The sequence below is a fragment of the Paenibacillus sp. J2L1-98 genome (assembly GCF_056269405.1).
On the sequence record NZ_JBWDNW010000002.1, the window covers coordinates 178,596 to 200,176 of the forward strand.

At 46.2% G+C, this 21,581-nt stretch carries 23 protein-coding genes; 4 read left to right on the top strand and 19 right to left on the bottom strand.

What is annotated here, in order from left to right; genetic code table 11:
• Positions 1-8 precede the first annotated feature (8 nt).
• From ehuA to ehuB, 4 genes are read right to left on the bottom strand one after another with little or no spacing between them, the layout of a single operon-like run.
• Entirely contained in the window at positions 9-863 is an 855-nt protein-coding gene (ehuA, locus tag AC0YNZ_RS05490) for an ectoine/hydroxyectoine ABC transporter ATP-binding protein EhuA (protein ID WP_475825675.1), read from the bottom strand.
• Positions 860-1,540 (bottom strand): ectoine/hydroxyectoine ABC transporter permease subunit EhuD, encoded by a 681-nt coding sequence (gene ehuD, locus AC0YNZ_RS05495; RefSeq protein ID WP_475825676.1) that lies wholly within the window; start codon positions 1,538-1,540, stop codon positions 860-862. Before ehuD ends, ehuA begins: the two co-directional genes overlap by 4 nt.
• Before the next feature lie 9 nt (positions 1,541-1,549).
• Entirely contained in the window at positions 1,550-2,233 is a 684-nt protein-coding gene (gene ehuC, locus AC0YNZ_RS05500) for an ectoine/hydroxyectoine ABC transporter permease subunit EhuC (RefSeq protein ID WP_475825677.1), read from the bottom strand.
• Positions 2,202-3,041, bottom strand: coding sequence for an ectoine/hydroxyectoine ABC transporter substrate-binding protein EhuB (ehuB, locus tag AC0YNZ_RS05505; protein WP_475826147.1), 840 nt, complete (start codon positions 3,039-3,041; stop codon positions 2,202-2,204). Before ehuB ends, ehuC begins: the two co-directional genes overlap by 32 nt.
• Before the next feature lie 586 nt (positions 3,042-3,627).
• On the opposite strand from ehuB, the gene AC0YNZ_RS05510 reads away from it, so the two are divergent.
• Positions 3,628-3,951: a DUF5658 family protein gene (locus AC0YNZ_RS05510; protein WP_475825678.1), complete on the top strand. Its 324-nt coding sequence runs from the start codon at positions 3,628-3,630 to the stop codon at positions 3,949-3,951.
• A gap of 126 nt (positions 3,952-4,077) precedes the next feature.
• Positions 4,078-5,289, top strand: coding sequence for a voltage-gated chloride channel family protein (locus AC0YNZ_RS05515; RefSeq protein ID WP_475825679.1), 1,212 nt, complete (start codon positions 4,078-4,080; stop codon positions 5,287-5,289).
• Positions 5,290-5,352: 63 nt separating this feature from the next.
• Here the strand turns inward: AC0YNZ_RS05515 and AC0YNZ_RS05520 are convergent, their stop codons facing one another.
• From AC0YNZ_RS05520 to sleB, 13 genes are all read right to left on the bottom strand, one after another.
• Complete coding sequence (locus AC0YNZ_RS05520) at positions 5,353-6,195, bottom strand: undecaprenyl-diphosphate phosphatase (protein WP_475825680.1); 843 nt, start codon at positions 6,193-6,195, stop codon at positions 5,353-5,355.
• A 263-nt stretch (positions 6,196-6,458) separates the two neighbouring features.
• Positions 6,459-7,334 carry a radical SAM/SPASM domain-containing protein gene (locus AC0YNZ_RS05525; RefSeq protein WP_475825681.1) on the bottom strand — a complete coding sequence of 292 codons (876 nt, stop codon included), beginning with the start codon at positions 7,332-7,334 and terminating at the stop codon, positions 6,459-6,461.
• Positions 7,335-7,466: 132 nt separating this feature from the next.
• Positions 7,467-8,144: a DUF4166 domain-containing protein gene (locus AC0YNZ_RS05530; RefSeq protein ID WP_475825682.1), complete on the bottom strand. Its 678-nt coding sequence runs from the start codon at positions 8,142-8,144 to the stop codon at positions 7,467-7,469.
• Entirely contained in the window at positions 8,141-9,076 is a 936-nt protein-coding gene (locus AC0YNZ_RS05535; RefSeq protein ID WP_475825683.1) for a DoxX-like family protein, read from the bottom strand. Before AC0YNZ_RS05535 ends, AC0YNZ_RS05530 begins: the two co-directional genes overlap by 4 nt.
• Positions 9,066-9,533, bottom strand: a complete 468-nt coding sequence (locus AC0YNZ_RS05540; protein WP_475825684.1) for a thiol-disulfide oxidoreductase DCC family protein — start codon at positions 9,531-9,533, stop codon at positions 9,066-9,068. The genes AC0YNZ_RS05535 and AC0YNZ_RS05540 overlap by 11 nt, the downstream gene beginning before the upstream one ends.
• A 134-nt stretch (positions 9,534-9,667) precedes the next feature.
• Entirely contained in the window at positions 9,668-10,306 is a 639-nt protein-coding gene (locus AC0YNZ_RS05545) for a response regulator (RefSeq protein ID WP_475825685.1), read from the bottom strand.
• Between the two features lie 20 nt (positions 10,307-10,326).
• Positions 10,327-11,640, bottom strand: a complete 1,314-nt coding sequence (locus AC0YNZ_RS05550) for a sensor histidine kinase (RefSeq protein ID WP_475825686.1) — start codon at positions 11,638-11,640, stop codon at positions 10,327-10,329.
• Positions 11,641-11,773: 133 nt separating this feature from the next.
• The gene (locus AC0YNZ_RS05555) at positions 11,774-11,989 is read right to left on the bottom strand and encodes a cold-inducible protein YdjO-related protein (RefSeq protein WP_056642238.1); all 216 of its coding nucleotides are present in this window, start codon (positions 11,987-11,989) and stop codon (positions 11,774-11,776) included.
• A gap of 46 nt (positions 11,990-12,035) precedes the next feature.
• Positions 12,036-13,124 carry a lactonase family protein gene (locus tag AC0YNZ_RS05560; protein ID WP_475825687.1) on the bottom strand — a complete coding sequence of 363 codons (1,089 nt, stop codon included), beginning with the start codon at positions 13,122-13,124 and terminating at the stop codon, positions 12,036-12,038.
• A 110-nt stretch (positions 13,125-13,234) separates the two neighbouring features.
• Entirely contained in the window at positions 13,235-13,648 is a 414-nt protein-coding gene (locus tag AC0YNZ_RS05565; protein ID WP_475825688.1) for a VOC family protein, read from the bottom strand.
• Between the two features lie 41 nt (positions 13,649-13,689).
• Positions 13,690-13,887 carry a hypothetical protein gene (locus tag AC0YNZ_RS05570; protein WP_475825689.1) on the bottom strand — a complete coding sequence of 66 codons (198 nt, stop codon included), beginning with the start codon at positions 13,885-13,887 and terminating at the stop codon, positions 13,690-13,692.
• A 25-nt stretch (positions 13,888-13,912) separates the two neighbouring features.
• A complete protein-coding gene (locus AC0YNZ_RS05575) occupies positions 13,913-14,632 on the bottom strand; it encodes a DsbA family oxidoreductase (RefSeq protein ID WP_475825690.1) in 720 nt (239 codons plus the stop codon).
• Positions 14,633-14,782: 150 nt separating this feature from the next.
• Entirely contained in the window at positions 14,783-15,433 is a 651-nt protein-coding gene (gene sleB, locus AC0YNZ_RS05580; protein WP_475826148.1) for a spore cortex-lytic enzyme, read from the bottom strand.
• A gap of 336 nt (positions 15,434-15,769) precedes the next feature.
• Here sleB and AC0YNZ_RS05585 point away from each other — a divergent pair, with 336 nt between their 5' ends.
• Together AC0YNZ_RS05585 and xerS are read left to right on the top strand one after the other, a co-directional pair.
• The gene (locus tag AC0YNZ_RS05585) at positions 15,770-16,399 is read left to right on the top strand and encodes an NAD(P)-dependent oxidoreductase (protein WP_475825691.1); all 630 of its coding nucleotides are present in this window, start codon (positions 15,770-15,772) and stop codon (positions 16,397-16,399) included.
• Positions 16,400-16,598: 199 nt separating this feature from the next.
• Entirely contained in the window at positions 16,599-17,693 is a 1,095-nt protein-coding gene (xerS, locus tag AC0YNZ_RS05590) for a tyrosine recombinase XerS (RefSeq protein WP_475826149.1), read from the top strand.
• Positions 17,694-17,744: 51 nt separating this feature from the next.
• Here the strand turns inward: xerS and AC0YNZ_RS05595 are convergent, their stop codons facing one another.
• Positions 17,745-19,553 (bottom strand): ABC transporter ATP-binding protein, encoded by a 1,809-nt coding sequence (locus AC0YNZ_RS05595; RefSeq protein ID WP_475825692.1) that lies wholly within the window; start codon positions 19,551-19,553, stop codon positions 17,745-17,747.
• A 15-nt stretch (positions 19,554-19,568) separates the two neighbouring features.
• Positions 19,569-21,314, bottom strand: a complete 1,746-nt coding sequence (locus AC0YNZ_RS05600) for an ABC transporter ATP-binding protein (RefSeq protein WP_475825693.1) — start codon at positions 21,312-21,314, stop codon at positions 19,569-19,571.
• Positions 21,315-21,581: the final 267 nt, after the last annotated feature.

The following is a 21,581-nucleotide window of genomic DNA, read 5'->3' on the forward strand; positions in this document are numbered from 1 at the left end:
GAATTCATTTACAAAAATCGTTTCAAAAAGGCTTGCAGCCGTTCACTCTGCGGATTAGTAAAAATATCCTCGGGAGTACCTTGCTCGACGATAAGACCATCCGCCCCGAATATAACGCGATCCGCTACCTCGCGGGCAAATTCCATTTCGTGTGTAATAAGCATCATCGCCATTTGACCTTCGCAGGCAATTTCTTTGATTACAGTCAATACTTCGCCAACAAGCTCGGGATCAAGTGCGGAGGTTACTTCATCGAACACCATGACCTTAGGCTGCATCACTAGCGATCTTGCAATGGCAACCCGTTGCTTTTGTCCGCCGGAAAGCTGTGAAGGATAGACGTGAAGCTTCTCCTCGAGTCCAACCTTTCGAAGCATCATGATCGCCCGTTCCTCCGCCTCTTCCTTCGTAAGCTTTAGTACAGACCGCGGCGCCATGGAAACGTTATTTATCACACTCATATGCGGGAATAGATTGAAATGCTGAAATACCATCCCCACCTTGCTGCGCATTTTCCGTAAATGCTTTTCTTTTGCGCGGACCCGTTTCCCCTTCGACACTGTATGCCATAACGGCTCATCATCAATCAAGATTGTCCCTGATGTCGGTTCCTCCAGAGTCATTAGCATTCGTCCCAGCGTAGTCTTGCCGGAGCCGCTAGGACCAATAAGAGCGATCTTTTCTCCCGGATAAATGTCTAAATCAACTCCTTTAATGACATGCAGATCACCGAAACTTTTCTGTATGGATTGGAAACTAACAATCGGTTTCGGCTTTGCCAATGCATCATGTGCAGATGACGGCTCAATTCGAAGGTTGCTTTCCGGCTCGGACATGAAGCTTTTATCCAACTGTGCGTTCATCGTATTCCACCTCCCTCGTGATTCTCGCGTTTTAACAATCGCTTCTCCAGACGGCCAACCCCGTATGAAAACATTAAACTGACAACTAAGAATATGAGTCCAACTATGGAGTATGGCTCAAATACGCGATAGGAAACAGATACTTGACTTTTTGCCGTCAGAAGAAGCTCCACAAGCGTGATAGCCATCAAAGTCGGTGTTTCTTTGAAAATCACAATTAAATAATTGCCCATCATCGGGATAACAGGCGGCAGCGCTTGAGGTAAAATAACGGCTACCCATGTCTTTCTCTTCGATAAATGAAGTGCCGTTGACGCTTCCCATTGACCACGGGGTACCGCATCGATACCGGTTCGAAATACTTCAGACATATAAGTGCCGTAATGAAGACCAAGTGCGATTACGCCCGTTACAAAAGCAGACATCGCGAACGATGTTAGCATAGGCACACTGAAATAAAGAAAAAAGACTTGAACGAGCAGCGGTGTGCTGCGAATAAATTCAACAATCGAACGCGAGAGCCATCTAATCGGCCGGAACGCTGAGCGGCCTGCAAACGCTAATAAGAGACCGAAAAAAATCGAAAGAACGAAGCCGAATAAAGTTGAACCTAATGTGACGGGAAAAGCTTTTAAAAAAATTGGAAGCAGCTCTAAAACATAATCCCATTTCCACATTTTCTTGTATCACCTCCATACCGTAAGCTTGCGCTCCAGCAACCGGAACGTTACGGAGATGCAGGAGGAGAGCACAAAGTAAATGAGCAGCAGCAACCCGAATATGTACGGCGTCCAAATGTAATAGTTGTTTCGCAATATCATCGCCGCAAATGTCAAATCAGATAATGTGATAAAGTACACAAGCGATGTTGACTTCAATAATTCGATCATTAAGTTACCAAATGGCGGTATCATCCTCGCAGCTGCTTGAGGCAAAATAATACGAACCATTCTTTTGTTTCCTGATAAATTCAGCGCAATACCTGCTTCATGCTGTCCCTTTGACACGGCTGCAACGCTGCTGCGCACAATCTCTGCTCCATAAGCACCTATATTGAGTCCTATAGCCAGCACTGCCGCCATAAGCTTAGGAAGCTCAATATGAAGAAATGGCAGCGCGAAGTAGACCCAAAACATTAGAACAAGCAAGGAACAGGCTCGAAATATTTCTACGTACGCCTTCGCAATGGCTCTTATAATGGCATATCGGGATAAGCTTCCTAAACCAGCCCCTACGGCAAGCAACAATGATACAATCGCAGATAAAATGCCAACTTGAACGGTAATCAATGTCCCGTCAAGCAATAAAGGCAGCCATTCGTACAACGGCATGTTTATCTCAAGCTTTGCAGAGCTGTTCAGCTGTTGCATCTTGCGGAAGCTCCTGCTCTGTGAATCCGAATTTTTTTAATATTTCAAGCAGCTCGCCGGATTCCTTCATTTTGTTAAGCTCTGCATTGTATGCCTCTTGGAATGCCTCGTCTCCAAAACGAAATGCAGTTGCGCCGTAACCGCGAACGCTTTCACCATTCATCATTGGTTGTTCGAAATTCATGACGCGTTCCAATCCACTGTCATTCGCAGCCTCTAGACGTGATTGCAAAGCAGGCCCTGTCATGGTCATCGCATCGGCGCGTCCTGATTGAAGTGCGCTGATCGCGGCATCCTGATCAGGCACTTGAAGCATTTGTTCATCGGAAACACCAGCAGCCTTCAAATATTCTACTTCTATTGCTCCCGCCATAACCGCTACCTTCAAATCCGGCTGCTCCGCTATCGCTTGGTAGCTGGTTAACCCTTGCGGGTTGCCTGCTTTAACTGCTAGCGCTTCTCCTATGCTGTATTCCGGGTCCGCAAACAACACGGCTTCACAGCGATTTTCATTTATGAACATCCCGGCAGTGATCAAGTCAAAACGCTCGGCTTGGAGCCCGGCAATCAGCGAAGTAAATTCCGTCAGCTCCCCTTTTAACTCTTTAATTCCTAGTCGATTCAAAATAACCCGCGCAATTTCCACAGCTTCACCCGTTAATTCGCCGCTCTCGTTTTTATAGGCATACGGGTTCTCATTCGCGAATCCCACTGTAATGTATCCCTGTTCCTTAGCTTGTGATAGTGTATCCATTTGGTCCCGGCTGTTGTTTCCGCAAGCGGCCAACAACAACATCGGTATCGCCATTAAAACAGCTAAAGCTTTACTCACGTACTTCCACATCCTCTACATTTATTTTCGAACTCCTATAAGGCTAACATCTATTTCCAGCGAGGTCATTTCCAGAATTGCGTGATAATTCAGCAAATATTAAGCTCACCTTGGGAGAGATGAGGTCACCCGACTGATTCATCTAGTTCCTCCCATATCCTCCCACATTGTATGCTAAACGATATTTCAAAAATCCGGAGAGTTATGTTATATAATTTTTATTTATAAATTAAAACCGATTTATTCTCACATTCGTTGTTCATAACAGAAAATGGACTTCTATTTGATTTTTTACTGTCTTCTTCGAATAATGAGTAATATTTATTATTTTTTTTTATAAATGAATTAGCATATCCAAATGAAAAAAGGAGTTATTTGTCGAGATGACAAATAACTCCTTTTTTCAAGTTTTTAAAAGTGTGACAAAAGTACGGCTATCGTACCCTTTACTTCTCATATGATAATATGGACTAAGATCGATCACTACCGAATGAATGTTAAACTATCTATAGCATATGTATCAATAAGCATGATCTTCTCGCATTTTTTTCAGAACGGAGGTATGGAAGCCATCGCAGCGATAAAACATTGGGACCTAAAACCACTGCTCTTCGGACTTTTGTTTCTATGCTTTGCCGACGCCGCTTTTACGGACATCGGACTTCGACTCTTCCTTATCGACGAGCTAAATCCGCTCGTAAAGCGTCTCTACGAATGGAGTATAATTGGCTATTACGCGATGAAGCTGCTGCTGCCGCTCATTCTTATTCTGATTTACTATAGGACAAACAACCGCATGTGGCTTAATCCTTGCATTCTCGTTACGGCTTTGCTCTATTTCATCGTCAACATCTTTCACTTCATTTGGATTTCTTATGTCGCATAAGAAGGTTTGCCGCCCTCCAAACCATTGTGATGATTTTCTTTACCTCTATCACGGGTGCTGTATAATAACAAATATATGTTTACCTGCAGCACTTTTGTACAGTGAAGAATAAAGGAGTTTATCATCATGATTGAAGCACGACAATTAGCGCCGCTCGCCATTGCCAAATTTATGTTGAAATGGCTCCTGCTCGCAGGCACAGTCGGCATCCTGTCAGGCTCTGCCTCCGCCCTCTTCCTTACGAGCCTCAACCTGGTAACGGAGACGCGAATCCAACATCCATGGCTGCTTTGGCTGCTGCCCGCAGGCGGCGCTCTAGTAAGCTTCCTCTATCTTAAGATCGGAAAAGATTCGGGAAGAGGAAATAATCTGATTATCGAGCAAATTCATTCCGGTAACGGCGCGGTTCCCTTAAGAATGGCTCCGCTTGTCTTATTCGGTACGCTGACGACACATTTGTTCGGCGGATCTGCAGGCCGGGAAGGCACGGCCGTTCAAATGGGGGGAAGCTTGTCCGAATGGGTAGGCAAGCTGTTCAAATTACAACCGGCCGACCGAAAAATCATTCTCATGTGCGGTATTAGCAGCGGCTTTGGCGCTGTGTTCGGCACGCCGCTTGCGGGTACGATATTCGGCCTAGAAGTGCTTGCAATCGGGGTCATTAGCTATGAAGCGCTGCTTCCCTGCTTTATAGCCAGCTATGTAGGCCATTTGGTCACTACGGTCTGGGGAGTTAACCATATTCATTATTCGATAGGGATTGTTCCTGCTCTTGAATGGCTGCTACTGGTTAAGATCGTTGCCGCTTCTGTATTATTTGGCTTGGCTGCCCTGCTTTTCACCCAGCTTACCCGATGGCTCAAACTGTTATTCAGCAAACGGATTACCAATCCGGTATTCAAAAGCGTAATTGGCGGTTTCATAATCATCGCACTTGTCTATGTTTTCGGCACCCGGGAATATTTAGGGTTAGGTATCCCGCTCATTCAGCAATCGTTTCAAGAAACGGTTTCTCCGCTTGTTTTCCTGCTGAAAACATTATTCACAGCTATTACCTTAGGGACTGGCTTTCAAGGCGGCGAAGTGACGCCGCTGTTCGTCATCGGCTCAACGCTGGGCAGTGCGCTCGCTGGCTTGCTCGCAGTGCCAATTCCGTTACTCACAGCTATCGGGTTCGTCTCCGTATTTAGCGGAGCTGCCAAAACGCCGATCGCCTGCTATATAATGGGGATCGAGCTATTTGGCTCCGAAGCGGCTGTCTATTTGTTTATAGGCTGCGTGATCGCTTTTCTCTGCTCAGGTCGGATCGGTATTTACGAAGCGCAAAAGCCGAGATGACACCTCCACTGCGCATAAAAATGGCCTGCTTCCCCATACGGGAAGCAGGCCGCTTCTCTTTTTTTAGAAATAAACGATATAGATGATCGCAGCGAGCACAATCCGGTAAATTGCGAAAGGTACAAGCTTGATTTTGTTAATCAGCTTCAAGAAGAAACGAATAGAAAGCAGTGCAAATACGAAAGCGCTCAAGAATCCCGCAATGAAAAACGGCAAAGTCTCTAACGTGAAGTACTGCCAGTTTTTCGCCAACGATAGCATGCTCGCTCCAGCCATAATCGGTACCGCCATAATGAACGTGAAGTCTGCCGCAGCGCGGTGACTCATCCCTAGCAGTACCCCGCCTGAAATAGTAGAGCCGGAACGCGAGAAGCCCGGCCAGAGCGATAAGCATTGGATCAGTCCGACCGAAAGAGCCTGCTTGTATGTAATTTGGTCGACCGTCTCCACCTTTGTCTTCGCCGGTCTAAAGCGGTCCGCAATAATCATAAGTACGGCGCCGATGACGAGACCGAACAGCACGGTCTTAATCGAAAATAAATACTCATCGATGTAGTCATCAAACAAAAGACCTAATATACCCGCAGGAAGCAGACCGACAATAACATGCGTAAGTTTTAGCTTGCTTTTGGGGCCGGTCGGCAGCTGCCCTGCATCCTGTTTGCCTTGGCGCAAACCTAGCAGTTCAATAAACCGGTTTCGGAAAATAATGACCACGGCTAAAATCGAACCCAGCTGAATGACGATTTTGAATGTATTCGCTACATATTTCGTCAAATACTGTTCCGATTGGAGCCACATACCGTCAACGATGATCATATGTCCCGTCGAAGATACGGGCGCAAACTCCGTCACGCCTTCCACCAATCCCAAAATAATCGCTTTTAAAATCATGAAAAAGTCCATTTGTGGTTTTCTCTCCTAACTCTCTGTATGATATAAGACGATAAAGAACAGTATCGTACAAATCATACCATAAAAAGGCTTCAGCCAACAAATCAATGCTGTCATAATATGTTCTCTTTGTACAACATAAGCTTAAAATCGACAAGATGCGCGAGTTTAGTAAACCAATTAGAGGCCAATAAAAAAACCGTTTCACTTTTAGTGAAACGGTTTTTTTATCAACTCTACCTTCGCAAACTGATATGATGATATCACTCATTTCGTCAACCAAACCGCTGGCGGTAGCCGCATTTCCGGCAAAGCTCCTCGACTGCTTCCCGTCTGGAGAAGCCCTCATATAGTTTCGTTGCCCGCTCATTCTCGATAATTTCCGAAAAATGAGTTTGATGGATGTTCCCCAGATTAATGACGCCTTCACCGTCCAAGCAGCACGGGATGACCGTACCGTCAATCAGAATGCCTGCTTGATTGCGCAGCGCATGACAGAAGCCCTTGCCATTATATTCAGGCTCCTTCAAATCCGGCCATTTGAATTCCGGATCTTGGTTTAAGTAAATACGCTCTGCGATTTTTACGCCTGACCCCGGAATGAACTTTTCCTCGATTTTATAGTCGAGATTAAACGCCTTCTCGATCATGCCGAGCAGCTCACGATTTTTGTTCTTCTGCTGATTTTTTTCATTATCCATGTCGAGATTCCATAAGCGAAACGAAATAATGATATTGCTGGTGACAACCGCTTCCTTCACAAAGGACAAAATTTCCGCCAGATAGCCTTCCTTATTGGTCGATCCCGCATGACCGTCAAAGCTATGGAGCGAAAAATTGATCTGGCGCAGCGCCGGTTTGTTTAACAGCTTATGTTTATTTTTCGTTATAAGCGTACCATTGGACGTAATATTTACTTTAAAGCCCTTCTCATGGCTAATATCGAGCAGCTCATCCATCTTAGGATGAAGCATCGGCTCGCCCTTCACGTGAAAGTAGATATAATCGGTGTGCGGTTTAATTTGATCTAGCGTTTTTTTGAAATCCTCCACTTGAATAAACCCTTTCGCACGAAGCGTAGGAGGACAGAAGCTGCATGATAAATTGCATATGCTCGTCGTTTCTATATAAAACTTTTTGAATTTTTTCATTCGTCTTGTACCCCATTCTCCATTGCTCAGCTGCCTAAGAGACGATAGCATGAATTTTGCTTTTCGATTGCTAATCTATTATACAACGCGGAGCTAACTTGTGACAAAAAAGGAATAAACGGCAGCAGCCAGTTATTCCCGTTTCTCGTCGCGCAATGGACGAATCCCGACCGGAATGGCTTCTGGCGAAGCCTGAATGAAATTTGCTTGAAAGGAGCCCTCATAACGAAAAATTAGTCCAAAAATCGGATTTCGAACGTCGACAGTAATTTTGTAACAGCCTTCATGGTCATCATACCACTCGTTTACCTCGGCAGTGCCGGTAAGCAGCCTTGGAAATCGGAACTGGAGTACTCCCTCGTAGAACCGCTGCTCTCCTGAGCGTATCCGAATACCACCGTTTTCTGTAACGGAGATTTGTAAATCTACCGCTAAATGTTGTTTATTGCCTAAATAGTCAACGATAATCTCCCTCTTACCGCTGTACACCATCGTTGCATCAAAATGTCTTACCGATCGGGGAAACTTGAATTTTCGAATCCAAGTGACTGTCTCGCGACCGAATCTGTCGAGATACGCAAAGTTCTCAATCGAAAACGGAATGTTCTTACCGCCCTGAGGAAACATAATGTGGCGGAATGTTCCAATAAATAACGGCAACGTAACGAGCTTGTTATACCAAATCCGCTGCATCACACCGTGGCCTATCGATGCTACCCGATCATGGCTGCTAAAACCAAATCGCTGCTGAATCCGAGGATGAAGTTTCTGAAAGTCCGCACCTAGCGCTTGCTCATAGATCGATCTCATCGTAAACTCCCCCTAGCCGTATAAGACGGTATGTACTCACGTTTGCATCGGCTTGCCTGCGGTAAATGCCTTCGGCTCCAATTGGCAGTCAAACATAATCCAATCATCGGAATAGCGAGCGTAATCGGGTTAAAAGGCGATCTAAGCAGTTCTGGGGTACATACAATCACTGGAGCGGTTAATACAAGAAGCGCGAAAAGTTGAACCTTTAGAATCCAGTTTTTCCTGTGCAGGAATGCTGTTATCACTCCAAAACCAATTTCTATGGCGCCTATCAGCTGAACCGTTTGCAGCTCCATCCCCTCAAACCAGCCTATTTGCTTCAGCATTTGCAGCTCTCCTGCTTCCGGAAAAAGAAGCTTCGGTACAAGTCCCTCGTAGCACCAAAGCAGCATTACGAAAATGACGCTCAAATAATGAATAAGTGCTCGCTCGGCAATAACGGAAGGCGGAATACGCTCCTCCAGCCAAATGCGCAACCGATCAAAGCTCCATGCGGTGGCGTATCCGAACAGGGGTCGGAACACAAAGTGATCCAGCATGCGTCCAGCGAACCCATACCTAGTTTTATAATCATATAATGTAATAAACGTAAGCTTGTCACCGTTCTCCTTATATCTCCAGTAGCCGCCGCCTTGACGAATTAAGGAAATATGCTGCTCTGAGGCGAAGGATAAGGTGGACAAACGCTCTGCCTTCTGATTGTCAAAAGTATTGCTCGTTTCACCCGTGCCTGATATTTTCAACCCAAAGCCTATTCTCGTTTCATATAAAAATTTTTGTCCATCTGTCTCATTCAATTTCGGAAAATATTGTATTTCCGAAAAACGAAGATCCCACTGATTATGCAGCTGAGGCGATTGCGTATGCTCCCACAGTTCGTCAATTGTCGCATCGATATCCAGCTCAACATAGATCGGTTTAATTTTCACCCGCGATCTCCCCCATGCTAGCAGCTTGAGTACCATGCTCCATAAATCTTCCCATTAGCTCCGGCGTCGGCAAAAAGCAAACGTCTGCCCTCCCAAACATGCGGTATCGATTTCGGGCAATGAGATCATAAACCCGGTTTCTCCAAGCAAGCGGAACAACGATAAACAAATACAATATGCTCCACCATCCATCGAGTTTGCGAAAAACGCGCAGTGCTGCATCCGATTTCGTATAATACTGCCCCCCCTGTACCATTACAAACGTACCGATATCATTAAAAGGAAAATTCCCTTCAACTAGCAGCTGCTGCCCTACCAGCGATTGCAGCATCGCGAACTGAAAAGCTCTCGCTTTATCCCTTTTCGCTACAAAATGAGTGATTCTAATACAGAGCAAACATTGTCCATCAACGAGCAGTACAGCAGGTTCATTCTTCTTTAATTTAGTTTTATCCATTCTCGACCGCTTCCTCTCCCTATCATTTTAAGCGTAGAACAGTCCTTCAGGCAGTTCCATCTTTCGTAGAACGACATGCAAAGGGGTACTACGTAACGTAGTACCCCTTTGCCATTTAGCCTATTGCCGCTGTACTACTCCTGCTCATCCCGCTGGAAAAGCCCTCTTCTTCTAACCTTTTCAACCGCTTCTTTACTGCTGCGTACACCTAACTTTTTCAGCATTTTGTTCACTTGATTTTTAAGCGTGCTTTCTGCTTTGAACAGCCTTTGCTCGATTTGCGATTGCGAATAACCCGCTTCGATGAGCTCGAACACTTCGCGTTCGGCGCCTGTTAATTCCTTTAGCTGCTCCTCGCGCTTCAGCCTTGCCAGCTCCTTAAGTAAAACCTCCATTGGAGCGGAATGATGATATGCTGTACGAATCGATTGCGGAAGCTCCTGAAAACGCAGCTTCTCTAAGTATTGCACGGCGCCTGCGGTAAAAGCCTGCTTCATCGATTGCTCATCACTTATCGACGTTAACATGATTATTTTGACATTCGAATACTCCTGCATCATCATCGCTGTATGAATGCCATCAAGCCTGCTGCCATCCAGCTGGATATCCATAAGAACAACATCGATAGCGATATTATGCGCCATGCTGAGCGCTTCACTCGAATTCGTCGCAGCGCCGACGACAAGCATATCCGGTTCCCGATTGATAAACGAGGTGAGGGCTTTAATCCAATCTGCGTCATCCTCCACAATAAACACTTTAATATGGCTCAAACCGATTCCCTCCACTATTATTATAGAACCTTTTTCCGAGGCCAAACAGAGGACACACGCGTTCCGAGTCCTTCACGGCTAGCAAGTTCGACCTTTGCCCCGCTCTTATACATGACGTTATATACATAAGATAATCCCAGACCGAAATTCCGTCCTGTCTTGCCGCTGCTATAGAACGGATCGAACACTTGTCCAAGTCGATCCGCTCGGATTCCTACTCCATTATCTTTAACGGACAGCTCGATATCACGCTTGCGCGCATCCAGCCTAACCGTGATATTACCTCCACTTGGCATCGCTTCACAAGCATTCATCAGTACGTTACCTAGTGCCTCGCTAATGTGAACAGCATCGCATAAAACGATGGGACGGAGCTCATACACCGCATTCAGAGAAATACCTTGCTTTTTCAACAACCACTCATGCTGGACGAGGCATTGTTCAATTAACCTGTCAAGCTGAACGGGGGCTTCCTTTAGCGTAAAATCTTTCATTTGGCTGTGAATGCGGTTCATCATCTCTAGCATATGGTTGGAAGCATTCATGATGATCTGCATTTGCTGCGTAGATTGCTGATTAGATTTGGGAAACATGCTCTTTAAGTTTTCGGTGCTGATCACAATTTTACCTATCTCATTCTTAATCGTATGATTAAGCATCGCGGCTCCCAAACTGACAGCCCGGATCGTGCCCTCCAGCGGGTCATGCTCGAAGCGGAGCTTCACGCCAAGGACGCCGTAAATGAACGTGCAAAGCAGCGCAACCGCGAGTGAGTAAATGATAAAAACGGATATATAGTTAAAAAATTCAAAGTCAGGAGAAACAACCTTTGCAGCGTAGATGAAAAAAAGAACGGCGAGCAGCGTCGGCACAATAATGATCGTCGTAATGAATCGGCTTCGCTTTAACCGCACATCCTGCTCTTTCCAAAACGAAGCGGCTAATAAATAGCAGGAAATCAAATAATAAGGCGCGCACCAAACGAGCAGCAGGCTGAAAAACCATTGCTTGTTCGAGGTAGTCAAAATAATTCCGGCCATCAATAATATTGGAACCGCCAATAACAATTTAATCTTCCTTCTCGTTTGCTTAGCGTTCAAGGCTCCTGAGTAAATAAGGCTAAAAACAAAAACACCATATGGCGTTAACGTGTAGTTGAGAAATTGTAAGATTTCAGCCAGTATCGAAAGCCCATTACGCATGAATAAATCAGAAAGCCCTCCGATCGACGCGCTGCACAAGAAATACGCCGCCCAGCGATTCGATTCGTTTGTGCGGTTGTTTAACATTACAATAACGGCTGCCGAAAACAAAGCTAAGAAATAATACAGCATACTGCGATACCGTCCTGTCATCATTTGGTACGTCTATCGTATCATATTTGGCTCCTTGCTAACCCCAGATATCCAAAGTAAAAAAAGAAAAAATCCCAATCACGTTCATACAAACGGATTGGGATTTTTTGATTTAGTAGTCTGATTTCGGTTTTCGAGGCTGAGGCTTCGGCTTGTTCTGTACGGCGGGCAGATGGCGCATGCTTCTGAGCATCGGACCTTTACAGATTGGGCAGGTTTGCTCGGTAGCGGCAAACTCGTCTCTTACCCACGCCTTGCATTCCGGGTTTTTGCATTTGAAAATTTTTGTTGCCTTTAATTTCGGTTTTTCATCTTCGCTGATAGCCACGCTCTTGTATTCCCCTTTTCATCTCTGCACTAATGATGTTAATTATTTATGTCGTTAAATAAACTGGAACTACACAAACAGGTTTAGATACGGTAACGCTGTTGCCTGTGAACGCTAATTTCCCGCTTGCTTGATCAACCTTAAACGTTACGATATTGTTCGTATCCCGGTTAGCAGCAAGCAAATAACGGCCGTTTGGCGTCAATGCAAAATGACGTGGATGACCGCCTTCTACAGATATATGCTGAACAAGCGATAGTAGGCCTGTCTGCTCATCGATAGCGAATACGACGATGCTGTCATGGCCACGGTTCGACCCGTACAAATAGTTGCCGTCTGCTGAAACCTTTATTTCGGCACAAGAATTTTCATCCTTGAAATCGGCCGGCAGCGTGCTTACCGTTTCCTTGGTTGTTAGCTGGCCTGTCTCATTATCGTATGTAAACGAAGTAATTGTCGAATCCACCTCATTAATAACGTAGACAAACCTTCCATTTGGATGAAATGACAGATGACGCGGCCCTGCTCCCGGATGCAGCGCAGCCTCGCCATGATGAACCAGCTTCCCGCCAGCTGCATCAAGCGAATATGTAACGATGCGATCAAGTCCCAAATCCGGTACGAGCAAATACCGGCCATCAGGGCTGTAGAAAGTGGAATGCGGATGCGGGCGATCCTGACGCTCAGGATGCTGACTGCTGCCAACATGCTGCTGCACATCAAGCTTATTTCCAATTGCGCCTTCTTCGGTAATGCTAAATAGACCAATCATTCCACCATGATAGCTGGTTACCGTCAAAAAGCGGCTTTCAGCATCGCGCTGAATGTGGCAGATTGTCGAATCGACCGTAATTTTGCGGTTCATGATACGAACCGAGCCTTTAGCTGCGTCAATCGAAAAAGCGGCTGCTTCGCCAACCTTCTGTCCTGTTTCATTAACGGTTTCGGAAATGGCGTACAAAAGCTTGCGATCCTCGTCTACATTAAGAAACGTCGGATTTTTAAGTCCGGCAAATTCATCTGTCAACGTTAATGTGCCCGACTCTTCATCGAATGTATACACGTTAACGCCGCTCTCCTCTGCTTCCGCATAAGATCCAGCGAACACGAGCAGACGTTGCTGTTCAACTGTCACAATTAATTCCCCCTAAACATTTGCATGCCAGCGCTCATTTTTAAGCGTCTGACTTTCATACCATTATCTATTATAAGTCGTGATCGCATTCCAGACAAATAAGTTCTTTGTTAAAGCTGATGTTCGCCCGTACTCTCAAATAACTCGATAATTTCGCCATCCGGACCTTTGAAGAAAGCAATACGTACAGGAATCCCGCCAAGCACTGCATCCTTCGGCTCAACCGTCACTTCCATGCCTGCAGCTCTAGCCAGCTCTATGGCTTCCGTTACGTTATCAGAACGGAGAGCTAGATGCAAAAATGAGCCTTCCTCTTTCTGCCCTTCCGTTCCGCCAGCAAAAACCTCCAAATAATTACCATCGCCCGTATCAAGCATAATTGCGCGGCTATCGCCTTCGCCCCAACGCACGCGCTCTGTAAATCCCAGCACTTCTGTATAAAAGGATACCGTTTTGTCAAAATCATATACACGAATCGCGATATGATGAAATCCGCCGCCACCGATTTTTGCGTTTGTCCCCATACTTGTCCTACTCCCTTTTTTATGATCATTAAAAATATAGTTTATGATTCCAGTTTACGTCTCCAGCTATTGCCTGTCCAGAATACACGGTCGCCGTAACAAACTTCTCCGGCAATCTTTGCGATCGGAACTTTAATCGTTTTCCCGTTTATCAAAATAACAGCAGTCTGCTCATCCAGCTTGACGATCTCGCCTATCCGCTCGATTTGGCAGCTGCTCTTGAACGTTGAATCATCCATGAGCAGACCACCCCTTCATCGTTTATCAGGACTTTGCCGAGTCCGGAACGCAGTAGCCATCCGTGCAAAGCGCATCCGAATCTCCTTCATTTACTTGAATAAGATCAGGATGCTTCTCTGACCACGCCTTGTTCAGTGTATCCAGAAATACTTCCGGTGATTGAGCGCCCGATACGGCATATTTGCGGTCAACGACATAGAATGGAACGCCGCGTATGCCTATCTGGCGGCCTTCCTCTTCTTCTCCCCGCACCGCGTCTGCGAATTGGTTCGTCTCCAGCATTTCGGATACTGAAGCAGCATCCAGACCTGCATCTGCGGCAAGCGCGGCAAGCCGCCCGCGATTTCCGATATTTTCTCCATCCGTGAAGTATGCCTTGAACAGCCGCTCGGATACCGCCTTTTCCTTGCCGTGCTGTGCCGCAAAGTGAACGACGCGATGCGCGTCAAACGTATTGGTGGAAACCGTACCGTCAAAATTAAAGGTTAATCCAACGGCAGCCGCTTGCTCCGCCACATTTACCGTTGTTTCTTTCGCTTTCTCCAAGCTCATCCCGTACTTTGCTGCAAGCATGTGATAAGTGCTTACGTTGGAGTTAGGATCAGCAGACGGGTCCAGCTCAAAGCTGCGGAATACGGTTTCGATTCTTCCCTTATGCGAGAAGCGCTCAAGCGCGAGCTCAAACTTTCTTTTGCCTATATAACAGAACGGACAGACGTAATCCGACCAAATTTCCACTTTCATCACTGACACCTCCGATTAATTTCATAAAAAGTATGATACTTTATTTCTTATTGTAACATGATTAGTTACGAGTTTGAAAACGGAACTTCAACAAAAAAAAACGATTTCTACCGCAAGTAAAAATACTTGTCGATAAAAATCGCTTTTCTGTTAGACTGCAAAAATATGGCGACCGATCTTAATGGTTTGCTGGCGTGTCCAGATCCATTCGGACGTTGCCGTATCAGGATTAAAATAATAAAGCGCCCCGCCCGTCGGATCATAACCTCTCACCGCATCCTCCGCGGCTTGGTAGGCCGTTTTGTCAGGCGTAAGTTTATATTGTCCGTCAGCAACAGCCGTGAAAGCCAGCGGCTGCTCGATGACCCCTTTTATCGTATCCGGAAAGCTTGGAGAAGCCAATCGGTTCATAACCACTGCCCCTACCGCGACCTGACCTTTATAAGATTCACCGCGCGCTTCCGCATAAATGATTCTGGCCAGCATATCGAGCTCCGCTTTGTTTACCGAAACCTTCTTCAGCGTTTCCCATGTCTGGGTACCTGCGACGCCATCAGCCGCTATGCCGTATTCCTTCTGGAAGCGCCTTAGCGATTCCAGCGTTTTTGTACCAAAATAGGTTGTCACATCCGTGTTAAAATAACCGAGCGTTTTTAATCGGAACTGTAAATCCGGAACATCGGGTCCAGTGCTTCCGACCTTGAGCGTCGCTGGCGAAGCAGCGTGCGCCGCTTGTAACGGAACGCCAAATGCTGTCATAAATACGATAATAATCGCCATACTATGTTGTATGAATTTCATGTTCATTGTTAGAAATGAACCTCCCTTTTCTTTTGCGCGTGCACGATTCATTCGCGAAATGGAATAAGTTTGGTAACTTGTCGACTGGTTTGTTCGAGTTTAGCACAGTTACATCGTAAATGTAACTGATATCTAGAAATTACATACATTTACTAATTTACAACTTCGCAAAAATCTGAAACAGAAAGTTGACAAAATGATTAACTTGTAACTATAATAGTTACAAATGACGGGCGTTATCGCTCTTTATTTTTAAATCTAATGTAACAATTATAGTTACATGAAGAAGCATCATTATTATCCAAAAAAAATCAGAAAAAAAAGGAGTTTTTTCAGATGAAAATAGCCGTTATCGGAGCAGCTGGACGCGCAGGAAGCCGTATCGTTGAGGAAGCAAAAAGCCGTGGGCATCAAGTAACCGCCATCGTTCGTAATTCGTCTAAGCTTGCAAGCACGGAAGGAATCGAAGTACTCGTCAAGGATGTGTTCCAAACAGGTGCAGATCTGAGCCAATTCGATGCAGTCATTAATTCTTTTTCCGCTAAACCGGGCGAGGAACATCTGCACGTAGACGTAATCAAACATTTGATCTCCGCCCTGAAAGAAGCACCTGACACGACCCTATATAATGTTGGCGGCGCGGGCAGCTTGCAAGTGGATGATAAGGGTACGAGATTGCTGGAGACGCCTGAATTCCCAGCCTTGTACTACGCAACAGCTAAAGCGCAAAGCGACCAGCTTGACGTGCTGCGCGGTGAAAAAGAGCTGAAATGGACATACTTCAGCCCTGCAGCTCTGTTTGAGCCGGGTGAGAAAACAGGAAAAGTACAGCTCGGCAATGATCATTTCCTTCTGAACGACAAGCAAGAGAGCAAAATCAGCATGGAAGACTATGCGTCCGTGCTGCTCGATGAGATCGAAAATCCGCAATTTACAAATCGCCGATTCACAGCTATAAACGTATAAGTTAGATTTCAAAAACAAGTCTCTGTTTAAGAGGCTTGTTTTTTTGCCTGCATTTCCCTTTCCCATTGTCCCCCTCTACTTGACTTGTTACAATATAGCTATTACTTTCGTTTTCGATCAATTTAGTTTACATAATTATTATTATGTTCTTTTTATGCCGTTAAATAATAACGCCATTAATTACAGGAGATGATTGCTTATCAATATCTTGAAGCAGAAGGATCGCGAGGAGCTCGACAAGAAACTCCCTGCCATGCCCTGGTATATCGAAAAATTTATTAATTATAAGCTTCCGGACTTATCGCCCTCTTCACTCGTCGAATATATGAGAGACTATGAAACGTTTCTGAACTGGCTGATGGCGGAAGGGCTGTCAGAAGCGGCTAATATGAGAGATGTAGCGCTATTGGAGCTGGAAAAGCTGCATATGGACAGCATAGACGGTTTCCGCATGTACTTATCGACGTACAAGGAGGAGCGAAACAGCAAAACTACAATTTCACGCAAGCTCTCTTCCCTGAGGTCATTGTTCCATTATTTGAGCCAAATTGCCGAGGATGAGGAGTTTTATCCGCTTCTGAAGCGGAATGTGATGGCGAAGGTTGCGATCAAACGTACGCACAAGCCGAAGGATACAGCAGCAAAGCTGGAGGGCAAGCTGCTTCAGGAAGAAGAAATATCGGAGTTCATGGACTACATTAAGCAGCATTATGGGACGGATATAGCCTCGAACAAGCAAGCGCTCTATGCTTATGACTTAAATATGACGCGAGATGCATGTATCATAAGCTTTATTTTACATTCGGGGCTGCGGGTTTCTGAGCTTGTGAATTTGAACGTCGATGATATTGATGTTAAGAAAAAACTTGCTTACGTGTACCGCAAAGGTAAAAATGACGATACGTTCAAGACGCCCGTTTATTTCCGCCAGGAAGCGGTTGAAGATTTACAAGCTTACCTGACGCTGCGCGAGGTGCGCTACAAGGCTCCAAAGCGTGAAAAGGCATTATTTCTCGCCATTGCCAACGGGAAGAGTGAAGGCTCACGCATGACAAAGCGGGCGATTCAAGAAATGGTCATCAAATATGCGAAGCGCTTCGGCAAGCCATATTTATCTGTTCATAAATTAAGACATAGCTTCGCCACGGACTACTACTTGCGAAATGATATTTACAAGACGCAGGAGCAGCTTGGACACGCTTCTCCGGAAACGACACAAATCTATGCTCATTTGACCGATAAGACGATGGCCCAGGCAATCGACCGGTTGAAAAAAGAGGACGAGCCGAGCTAGCGCTTACAGTGCGCTTGCCTGGCCCGCCCTCTTTTCTTTTGTTCCGGCCGCTTAAGTGCTCGTTTGCAAAATAACCGACTCCTGCATGGAAAGCTGTGTCATGACGAGATTGGCATAGATTCCGCCTTGCTTCATTAACGCCGCATGTGAGCCCTGCTCAGCGATCCGGCCATTCTCCACGACTAGAATTAAGTCTGCGTCTTTAATCGTCGACAAGCGATGCGCAATAATAAATGCCGTTCTACCCGCCAGAAGCGTCTGCAAAGCCTCTTGAATATGCTGCTCGGTCTCCGTATCGACACTTGAAGTCGCCTCGTCGAGGATTAGTATTCTAGGATCGGATAGAAGCACGCGTCCGAAAGCGAGCAATTGCCTCTGACCAACTGAGAGCTTCGAGCCCCGTTCCTCCAGTTCCGTCTGATAGCCGCCTTGGAGCTTGGCGACGACGCGGTCCAATCTAACGCTTGCCCCTGCACTGCGCAGCTGCTCATCTGTAGCGTTCTCGTTGCCGTATCGCATGTTCTGCTCAAGTGTTCCCGCGAAAATAAAGGAATCCTGCAGCACGATCCCCATCTGCTTGCGCAATGATGCAAGCGTAACCTCCTTTACATCGATTCCATCAATGCGGACGGTTCCCCCCGATGCATCATAGAAACGCATCAATAAATTGACGATTGTACTTTTCCCTGCCCCGGTCGGCCCAACTAGTGCAACCTTCTGTCCCGGCTTCACGTGGAAGGTTACATCATGCAGCACGTCAGGCTTATTCTCCTCATAACGGAAGGATACACTCTCGAAGGCAACCTCACCGTGAACCTGCGGCAGTTCGCGGGCTTCGCTGCTGTTTTTGACTTCCGGATCTGTATCCAGCACTTCAAAAATCCGCTCTGCGGAGGCCATTGCTGACAGCAGCTGACTATATACCTTGGACAGCGCACTGAGCGGTCCCCAGAAGCGCCAAAGATAGTTAATAAACGCCATAATAAAGCCAAGCGTGATCGCGCCTTCCATAACCCGTACCGCGCCAAACCATACGACGATACAGGTTCCGAGCATTCCGATCAATTCAACCAGCGGATATACGGTGGATTCCAGCGTAATCGCACGCATGAACGCCTGCTTGTTTCGAGTATTGATACTATTAAATCGCTCATTGTTCGTCCGCTGGCGAGAAAAGGCTTGAATGACGCGTATCCCTTGGATTGTCTCGTTCAAATTGCCGTTAATGGATGACATCGTTGACCGTGAACGCGACCATGAGCCCTCGATTTTCGGACGCAGCTTTGCGACGATGAAATATAGCAGCGGCATCATGATAAAGGACAGCAGCGCAAGCTGCCAATCCATCCAGACCAAAATAACGACGATACCGAGAAGATGCGTAACTTCCATGACCATCGTAATTAATCCGCCGTTGATCAGCTCGCCAATCGCATTTGTATCGTTCGTAATTCTGGACATGATCTTGCCTGCCGGACGTCCGTCAAAAAACCGAAATGATAAGGATTGCAGATGATTGAACAATTGCTGACGCAAATCAAACAAAATACGTTGACCGGTAAAATTGATCCATTTCGTATGCATCCAGCTGAATAACCAGCCCACCAGTTTAATGCCAAGCAGTACGGCACCAAGCACATAGATAACGCTAAAATCCTTCTCTCCTATCCCTTTATCGATCAAATAAGCGAGAATGATCGGCTCTGACAGGCTCAGCAGCATATTAATCAGTACGATGATAACGACCCACATCATTAATTTACGATAAGGAACTAAATACTGAAGCATACGCCGCATATATTGGCCATTAAACGGCTTCTCTTCCACCTCTTCATCCATATCCCACTCAATCTGGCTCATAGTTTCACCTCATTTCTATTGATGAGCGATTTGCTTCTGCCTATCGAATAATTGACGGAAGAAGCCATTGCTTTCATTCAATTCCTTGTGCGTCCCCTGCTCGGTCAATCGACCGTTTTCTAGCACAATTATGCGGTCTGCGTGCTGGATGGAGGATAGACGCTGCGCGATAATGAACGTCGTCCGGCCCTTCATGACTTCGAGCAGCGCTTCGTGAATCGCCGACTCTGTCGCCGTGTCCACGCTTGCCGTTGCTTCATCGAGCACGAGGATCGGAGGATCCATTAAGATAGCGCGCGCTAGCGCCACACGCTGACGTTGACCGCCGGATAAGCCGACTCCACGCTCACCGATGCGGGTATCGTAGCCGCTTGGCATACTTTCTATGAACGAATGAATTTGTGATTTGCGTGCGGCATCCTCAATTTGCTCCTGCGTTGCACTGGGTTGCCCATACGCGATATTATCACGAATCGACGCCGAGAACAGGAAGGTTTCCTGCGGCACGATGCCGATGCTCCTGCGCAAACCGTCAAGGTCATAATCCCGCACATCTACCCCATCGATGAGAAGACGGCCGCCTGAAACATCGTAAAAGCGCGAAAGCAATCCTATGAGACTGCTCTTGCCTGAGCCGGTAGCCCCCAGCACGCCGATGACTTCGCCTTGCTTCACCTGAAAGGAAACACCGTCCAATATTGGTTTATCTTTCGCTGCATCCTGATCGGCAAAATGGAAGGATACGCGGTCGAAAACCACATTACCGCTCATATTGGCAGTGCATATTCCCTGAACAGGGTTCTCGATGTCGATCGGCGTATCGAGCACTTCGAAAACGCGCGGAGCTGCCTTAATCGCTTGCTGTAAAATATTAATTTGCCAGCCAAGCATATTGAGCGGCCAAATAATGCCCCAAGTGTACCATTGGAAGGCCATAAAGGTGCCGATCGACATTTCGCCTCGCACGACGAAGACCGCCCCGATCCAGATCATCATAACGAAGGTAAGACCGCCGTAGAAGCCCATTAACGGAAAGGCTTTAGCCTCAAGCTTCGCGCGTTCCATATTGGTCTCGAAGTTTTGTTCGTTGCGCTCAGCGAATTTCCGCTGCTCGACCGTCTCGGTCGCAAACGATTTGACGACGCGGATTCCAGAAATATTTTCTTGCAGCGTCGTCGTCAACCGGCCCATTTGCTCGCGAATATTCGACCAAGCGGGTCCAACCTTATGATTAAAGCGAAATAATACAAATAAGATAAACGGGATCGTAATTAAGCAGATTACGGTCACCTTCCACTGCATCATCATCATGAAGATGGTCGTGCCAAGAAAAGTAAGCATGCCGGTAATTAAATTCATGGCTCCAAACCCGACAAAGTTTTTTACCGCTTCAATATCGCCTGTCATTCTTGACATCAACTGGCCGGTCTGCGCGCGATCGTAATACGAGAACGACAAGCGCTGCAAATGCTCGTAAAGCTCCTTCCGAAGCTTGAACACAACATTTTGCCCGACCAGCTCTTGCGAATAGCCCTGCACGAACATCCCTGCGCTCTTTAGCGCTTGAATGCCCACAAGAGTCAGCGTTAGTCCGAGCACTACGGACATATCGCGTTTTCCAATTCCTTCGTCAAATATTTGACCTAAAATCCAAGGTGCGACCAAATCGAATATCGTCGCCAAAAGCATGATCGTAATGGCTGTAAAAACCCATTTAGCGCTTGGTCTTACATAAATCATTAATCGTAAAAGCGTTCTCATAAGACAACCCCTTTCCCTGTTGAAAACAAAAAAAGACCTCAAGCCAAATTTGGCTTGAGATCTTCGTATGATGGCGGGCAACAGCGAAAAAACGCTACGTTGACACCAGTGCACGAAGGCAGGCCGGTCGGCATGTTAGATTAGATTTATGGAATTTCATGTTAGACTGCGCGCCGCCAACATTTAATTCAATCCAATTGTTCAACATCCTAGAGCCCCCCTTTTCGTTTTCCGATTGTTCATTATTTCCTAACCCATCCAAATCTT